Raw genomic sequence first — 6,939 nt, 5'->3', positions numbered from 1 at the left:
CTGACCAACGTCGCCAACCAGCAACGCCGCGCCCGTTACGTCGCGTCCCGTTCCACCCGCCCCGTCTGGCTACAACCCGTCACCACCTATGCAACGGCCGCGTGATCGACTGATCACACATTCCAGCTCAGTGCGGAGAGCCGGATATCTCGCCATATTCCGCATTGCAGACGCCCTCCACCTCGGCGCCCATCAACGCCTCCGCGAACGCCTTCACCATCGAGCGCAACAGGTCCGGTCTCGCTGCCATCAGTTCCTTGCCGAAACCCTCGGCATCGGTCACAGTCGGGCGCACGGCCATCGCGTATCTCCTCCTCGAGTTCTTGGCGGTTCTCGAAAAGATCACACGTTGGTCGCTCTACGTCACGGACCGCCATTCCGGCGAGTCGTTGAGCGATCACAATCCGTACACCATGTCTCTAGACTCCACTCCGCCCGGCTGGGAATGCGGCGAGCTGAGCCAGCGTCCAACCCTCCTTGCGACTCACTTCCGACCGGGTCTAGGTGAGGTCCAGGGTCAGGCGGTCGTGCCGTGTTGGAGCCAACTGCAGGTCGCCAGTCGCGTAGCCGTGGCATTGGTGCGGGGCCGAGCGTGCGACCCCCCTTGCGTGAAAACGTGATCTCGATTACGCTGCCGCGAACAAGTATGACCGGTTAGTAAAGATTCAGTTTCAGGAGGAGGAGGATCGTGATGACGGCACCCCGGCTCGACCTTAGGTCGGTCTCGAAGACATTCGGCGGTGCACGTGTCCTCCACGACGTCTCCTTAGACATCGCACCCGGTGAGGTGCATGCGCTGGTAGGTCAGAACGGATCCGGAAAGTCCACGTTGATCAAAATCCTCGCGGGATTCCACAGAGCGGACCCCGGGGCGACCGCGTTTGTTGATGGGCAGGCTCGGGAACTCGGCGACCCCGACGACATCCACAACGCGGGGGTGGAGTTCGTGCATCAAGACCTCGGCCTAGTCCCCGCGCTTTCCGTCGTCGACAACCTTGCACTCGGACACGGGTATGCCACGGRCTTCGGCGGGCGGATCAGTTGGCGTCGCCAGAAGAAGGCGGCGCAGACCGCTATCCAGGCGGTCGGCTACGAAGTCGACGTCCGTAAGACCGTGGACGAGCTCCAGCCGGTCGAGAAGACAGCCGTTGCCATCGCCCGGGCGCTGCAGAGCGCCGGCGGCAACATGTCGGTTTTGATCCTCGATGAACCAACGGCCACAATGCCGAAGGTGGAGGTTCAACGGCTCCACGCAATCGTGAAGCGCGTCCGTCAGCAGGGCGTGGGCATTCTCTATGTGTCGCACCACCTCGAGGAAGTCTTCGGGCTCGCGGACCGAGTGACTGTCCTGGTCGACGGGCACCGGGTAGCGACGAAGCCTTGTTCTGAGCTTGACCAGCGGTCGCTGGTCAACCTGATGACGGGCGGTGTCGTTGACGAGGCGCGCCGGCGCTCGACGGCCGACCTCGGTGAGCCGGTGCTCGAGCTCGCGAGYGTCGGAGGCTCCGAGCTGAAAGGGCTGAACCTGACTGTCCATGCCGGTGAGGTGGTGGGCGTTGCAGGCATCACGGGTTCAGGCCGCGAAGAGCTCTGCTCACTGATCTTCGGGGCCAAGTCCCGCGAGGGGCGCGTCTCGGTCCGTGGTCGTGCGCTTCCCGCGTCGAACCCGCACGCCGCAGCTGGCCTTGGAGTCGCATTAGTTCCGGCCAACAGACTGCGCGACGGTGTCGTCATTGGGCTGAACGTTCGAGAGAACCTTAACCTGACCACGCTTCGACAACTCTTTCGACGTGGTCGGATCCCCGTCGGTGACGACCGTCGCCAGGCAGCCGGCGTCAGCCGGAAGATGTCGGTCAAGGCTCCCTCTCTGGAGGCCCCGATCGAGGCCCTGTCCGGCGGCAATCAGCAGAAAGTCGTCCTGGGCAAGTGGCTCCAAACCGATCCTGCTGTTCTTCTGCTCGACGAGCCCACACAGGGCGTCGACGTCGCGGCGAAGGCCGAGATCCACCACCTGATCGACGACGTAGCGAGCCGAGGCGTTGCGGTCCTGGTCTGCTCGTCGGACGAGGCAGAGCTCGAGCGTCTCTCCGATCGCGCGGTCGTTCTCAGACACGGGCGAATTATGTCCGAGTTCAGTGGTGACGACATCCAGACCAGGCGTCTGGTCCACACGAGCCTGGGGCTCACTGATGAAGCGGACGACGATGGAGCAAACGGCTATGCCCTCTAGAAGCACCCCTGAGACCCCCGCGGACAGCGCGACTGGTGAGGATTCACCGTACGTGACAGATCCGGGGGGCACCGCGGGACGCCGCCCGGCCATGTTCCTCGGCGTCCTGCGCCTGGATAGGTACTCCGGTCTCTATCTCGCCGTGATTCTGATCGTCGTGTTCTCGGTGATGTTGCCTGACACTTTCGGCACAACGAGCAACGCGAGAGTCATCGCGAGCAGTGCGGCAATCGCCGGGATCCTGACCCTCGGTGTGACGGTGTCGCTGGCTGCCGGCACGTTCGACATCTCGATTGCCGCCAACATGACGTTCTCGATCTGCTTCATGGGGGCGCTGTTGAACGATGGAGGGGTCCCGTGGGTACTCGCGGTGATCCTGACCCTTGCCGCCGGTGCGTTGGTGGGTGCAGTCAACGCCCTACTCATCTCCACGATCGGGGTCGAATCGATCATCGCGACGCTCGGCATGTCGTCGGTCCTCGCCGCCCTGTCATTCTGGGCCGCAGACGGCCAAACGGCCCTTCTCGCCGACGCCGGCGAAACCTTCACAAACCTGGGAACGATGTCGATCGCCACCGTGCCGATCACAGTATACTACCTCGCCGCCGTGGCTGTTGCCCTGTGGTACATGATGGAACACACTCCCATCGGTCGCTATCTCTACGCCATCGGCTCCAACCCTCAGGCCGCAAAACTCGCCGGCATCAGGGTGGGACGTCTGAGGTGGCTCTCACTGATCATGACAGGCGCGCTAGCAGCCCTCGCAGGCGTCATCCTCACCATGCAGCTGGGCGCGGCGTCCTTCGGCGCAGGAACCCCCTATCTGCTGCCCGCCTTCGCTGCGACATTTCTCGGGTCCACCCAGATCCTTCCTGGCCGCTTCAACGTCCGCGGCACGATCACCGCGCTGTACCTGCTGACTATCGCAGTCAAGGGCCTCCAACTTCAGTATCCGTCGCTGCCGTGGATGAAGGACATGGTCGAAGGCCTGGTCCTCCTCGTCGCGGTAAGCATCACCGCTCGCGCAGTCCGAGGCCGCAAGGCGTAGTTCTAGCAACTCATATCCCGAACAGGTGCCCGTTGAGGGCGCCTGACCTGATGGAAGCAGGTAAGTGATGCCCTCTCTTCTCCCGATCCTCACCAGACAGCGGAATCGCCTTCTCGTCGCCGTCGCCGGCGGTTCGCTGGTCCTCTCGGCGGCCGCTTGCTCGACTGGGGATTCCGGCGGCAACAACGCCGAAGGCGGCGACCTGTCGGCGCCACAGCAGGAATGCGTGGACAACGCGACGGCGTACCTCGACGAACGCGGACTGCTGCCGGAGACACTTCCCGAGGGCCTCACGCCTCTCAGTAAGGCCCCGACCGAAGGACTGACGATCACCCGGCTCGCCCCGGCGCAGGTCCCGACGGCCCTCTTACTGTCAGAAGAGCTCGTCAAGATCGCGCCCGAGATCGGCTGGACCGCCAAGGCCGTGTCCTTCGACGGGTCGGTGGAGGACCTCAACCGCAAGGCGATGGACGCAGTCGCCTCCTCCGACATCGTCCAGGTCGACGGGATCGATACCGCTGCGCTAAAGGCCCCCATCGAGGCTGCGAAGGAAAGGGGAGTCCTGTTCGAGRTCGCCTCAACCGCGCAGGAGCCGGAGTCGGTTCCTGGATTCGGGGCTACCCCGTACGGTGGCGACACCTTTGCCCAGGTGGGGGAGCTCGGCGCCTACAACGTTATGCAGGCCATCGGCTGCAAGGGCAAGGTGGCGGTGTTCTCCCTCCCAACCCCCGCACTGCGGGCTTCGGCTGACTCKCTGGAAGCGGTCCTGAAGGATCAGTGCAAGGAATGCGACTACTCCTACACCGAAATTCCGTTCGCTGACATCGGGTCCCCTGCGGCCACCAACACCGTGGTCTCCGCGTTGCAGGCTGACCCTTCTATCGAGTTCGCCTATTTCACCCTCGGCGACCTCGCGGTGGGGATCGGTCCGGCGCTTACTCAAGCAGCCGTCGATGTGCAGGTTGGCGGCGCAATTCCGAATACGCAAAACCTCGAAACGTTGAAGCAGGATGAGAACGCGTTCTGGCTCGGCTTCCCGCAAGAGACCTCCGCCTGGACGATCCTCGACACGGCCGCCCGGGCGCTCGACGCCGGGGAGCCCACTGTTGGGAACCGTTACCCGGTGCCGGTGTATACCCCGGACAACATCGAGACCACTGACGAGATCCCGGCCTACCCGACCGACATCGGGGAGCAGTTCAAGGAGCTGTGGCAGGTCAACTAACGAGCCTTAGGCCGGCCGCCCGCCCAGGCGGCCGGTCTCAGACGGAGCGGCTGTGCTTTCGCTGGCGCCCCACAGAGGTGGAGGACGGAGGTGATGTCGCTGCCCGACGTTCCGTTCCCGGTTGCCAGGCTCAAGCGAATCGCCGAAATCGGGGATGCTGATGAGCTCGGTGCGTCTCTAGGCGCCGACCTCGGCGGTACCGGACTTGCCCGTGCAATCGCTCGAAGTCGTGTTCCTGACCGTCGCGCGGAAGCGGATGGGACACGTTAGTGAGTCGCTCGGGCCGCCCCGCAGGACGTCAACGGGCAGCCGCGTCCAACGCTTCGGGAGTGTGGATGCTCACTATGACTGGGACGGTCCGCGGGGAGAGAATGTGCTGGACGTCGCCGCGCCCGCGCTTTGGTCGACATGCGGTCCGCTCCGTCGCCGTGCTCGCCGTCAGCACATCGCTGGCCTACATCAAAGGAGAAGTACGGCATGGAGATCTGGACCAGCCTCGTTTCGCCAGCAGAGAGCAAGGATCCCCGGAGAATCGTCGAGCGTGCGCGGGAGATCGAGGCGGACGGGTGGATCGGCGCGTTCTACCCCGACTCGCAGATGATGTCCCCGGACGCCCTCGCGTTGCTTGCATTGTGTGCGTCCGCCACCACGAACCTCAAACTGGGCACCGGGACCAGCAACCCCGCAACGCGCCATCCTTCGATCATCGCGAGTGCCGTCGCGGCGATCCAGGTCCTCTCTGGCGGGCGCATGACTCTGAGCATTGGGCGTGGAGATTCGTCGTTGGCCTACATCGGCGTTCCGCCTGTGCCGCTCGCGTACTACGAGAAGTCAGTGTCCGCCATTCAGGAATACCTTCGAGGGGAACCGGTCTCGACGGATACGGCCGCGAGTTTCCTCRGCGAACTCAATCGTGGATTCGACCAACTTTCAGTCGCTGAAGCCCCGGAGACATCACAAATTCAGTGGTTTCCGGACGACTATGCCAAGCCCGAACTCGAGGCCGCGGCCAGCGGGCCGAAGGTCATCGCCATCGCTGCGCGTCACGCCGACCGGATCAGTTTCGCCCTGGGAGCGGACGTCTCCCGCTTGAAGTGGGCCATTGACATCGCCCGCACGGAACTCGAGAGGATCGGGCGGGACCCGGGCAGCTTGACGTTCGGCGCGTACATTCCGTGCTTCCCGCACAAGGACGTCGAACTTGCGCGTGAGCTCGCCAGCGGGCTGGTCRCCTCCATGAGCCGCTTCTCAGCGATGCACAAGAAGGTAGCCGGCACCATCACTGGTAGCGATCGAGAGAATCTGGAACGCATCGCCGCGACGTACAACATGAAAGAGCACGGGGGCAGTGCCAGTGAACAGGCCCGCACATTGGATGCTGATTTCATTGACAAGTTCGCGCTGGTGGGTGATCCATCGAAATGTGTCGACAGGGTAGGTGAAATCAGGGACCTCGGTATCGACCGTTTGATGCTGTGGACAGGAGGAAACCAGGGCCGGGCCGGAGAGAGCTACCGCACGGCCGTCGAAGAACTTCTACCACCCGTCCTCGCGCTGGGGTGAGTCAACGGCACGCTGATCGGATCGCACGAACAATGGGAACTCAGCCGACCGACGATGAGCAAGGAGTCAACGTCATGCCGAGAGAATCAGAGCCTCGCCAGATTGCGCCGGGCCATTACCGCGCCGTGCTGGGAAACTACCCAACGGGGGTTGCAGTCGTCACCTCCATGGGCAGTGGCGGTGAACCAGTAGGCATGGTGGTGGGATCTTTCACCTCGGTCTCGCTGGATCCTCCGCTCGTGGCCTTTCTGCCTGACCGGGGTTCGTCGACATTTCCTGCGATTTGGGAGGCGGGGGCGTTTTGTGTGAACGTGCTTGCGGGAGGCCAGGAAGAGTTGTGCCGCCTCTTCRCCACCAAGGGCGCTGACCGCTTTGCCGAGACCAAGTGGGACCCCGCGCAGGACACAGGGTCCCCAGTCCTGAAGGATGCCGTCGCGTGGATTGACTGCGAAATCAGCGACATCCATGAGGCCGGAGATCATCTGATCGTGGTTGGACGGGTGCTCGACCTTCAGGTACAGACGCCGACGTTGCCCCTCCTATTCTTTCAAGGGGGATACGGGACGTTCGCGCCTCCCTCCCTTGTCCTAGCGACTCGCGGTCAACTCACAGAGTCCGTGCGGATGGCAGATGCGGCTCGCCAAGATTTCGAGGCGCTCGCTAGGGACGTAGGTCTGGAGTGCCGAGTCTTCGCCAAGGAAGAAGATCATGTCCTCATCGTTGCCACCGCGGGTTACGCCAACGCAGTCGATCCGGTGGGTGCGGTGCTGCCCTTCTTCCCTCCCTTTGGATACACGATTGCGGCTTGGGGGTCGACTGAGACGCGACGAGCCTGGTATGACGGGTTTCCCGCGACGCTTTCTGAGCATGACC

At 63.4% G+C, this 6,939-nt stretch carries 5 protein-coding genes and 1 pseudogene; 5 read left to right on the top strand and 1 reads right to left on the bottom strand.

Features of this window, described 5'->3' with window-relative positions:
- Window positions 1-142: 142 nt before the first annotated feature.
- Window positions 143-301: pseudogene (locus CC117_RS36030) on the bottom strand (IS256 family transposase); the annotation flags it as partial.
- 390 nt (window positions 302-691) lie between these two features.
- Between CC117_RS36030 and CC117_RS06915 the strand changes: the two are divergent.
- The 5 genes from CC117_RS06915 to CC117_RS36025 all read left to right on the top strand — a co-directional run.
- Window positions 692-2,230, top strand: a complete 1,539-nt coding sequence (locus tag CC117_RS06915) for a sugar ABC transporter ATP-binding protein (RefSeq protein ID WP_071082922.1) — start codon at window positions 692-694, stop codon at window positions 2,228-2,230.
- A 52-nt stretch (window positions 2,231-2,282) separates the two neighbouring features.
- Window positions 2,283-3,278: an ABC transporter permease gene (locus CC117_RS06910; RefSeq protein ID WP_071082921.1), complete on the top strand. Its 996-nt coding sequence runs from the start codon at window positions 2,283-2,285 to the stop codon at window positions 3,276-3,278.
- A 67-nt stretch (window positions 3,279-3,345) separates the two neighbouring features.
- A complete protein-coding gene (locus tag CC117_RS06905; protein WP_131803024.1) occupies window positions 3,346-4,503 on the top strand; it encodes a sugar ABC transporter substrate-binding protein in 1,158 nt (385 codons plus the stop codon).
- 477 nt (window positions 4,504-4,980) lie between these two features.
- The gene (locus CC117_RS06900) at window positions 4,981-6,066 is read left to right on the top strand and encodes an LLM class flavin-dependent oxidoreductase (protein ID WP_071082919.1); all 1,086 of its coding nucleotides are present in this window, start codon (window positions 4,981-4,983) and stop codon (window positions 6,064-6,066) included.
- Window positions 6,067-6,098: 32 nt separating this feature from the next.
- Window positions 6,099-6,939 (top strand): flavin reductase family protein (locus CC117_RS36025; RefSeq protein ID WP_241829889.1); only part of this gene is annotated, 841 nt, incomplete at its 3' end.

The organism is Parafrankia colletiae, assembly GCF_001854655.1.
Lineage (GTDB): Bacteria > Actinomycetota > Actinomycetes > Frankiales > Frankiaceae > Parafrankia > Parafrankia colletiae.
This window is presented reverse-complemented; position numbering and strand designations above follow the sequence as displayed.